The organism is Streptomyces achromogenes subsp. achromogenes, from assembly GCF_000720835.1.
Lineage (GTDB): Bacteria > Actinomycetota > Actinomycetes > Streptomycetales > Streptomycetaceae > Streptomyces > Streptomyces achromogenes.
Map to the genome: position 1 here is coordinate 1 of NZ_JODT01000114.1, position 362 is coordinate 362.

The window sequence follows — 362 nt, forward strand, 5'->3', positions numbered from 1 at the left end:
AGCGGCGACTGGTTCAACGCCCTGCACTGGGACTGCGCCGACGGCAACGGCTTCGGTCGCGGCCTGCCCCCGGCCGCCGACAACCAGTCCAAGTGGGACTACGCCCGGCCCCTGCTCACCACCGTCAAGATCGGCTGCCCGCAGATCACCGGCACCTCGGCCGCCTACCGGGACCTGCTCAAGATCCGCACCACGGAGAAGTCCTTCTCCCTGGCCACCACCACCGAGGTGCAGGACCACCTCTCCTTCCCGCTGTCCGGCAAGGACGAGACCCCCGGCGTGATCACCATGAAACTCGGCGGTCTGGTCGTCGTCTTCAACGCCACCCCCGAGCAGCAGCAACAGCGCATCAGCGCCCTCGC

The 362-nt window shown here is 68.5% G+C and carries 1 protein-coding gene; it reads left to right on the forward strand.

The genetic code is table 11. From position 1 onward, the window contains the following. Nucleotides 1-362 (forward strand): alpha-1,6-glucosidase domain-containing protein (locus IH25_RS38250; RefSeq protein WP_037656489.1); only part of this gene is annotated, 362 nt, incomplete at both ends.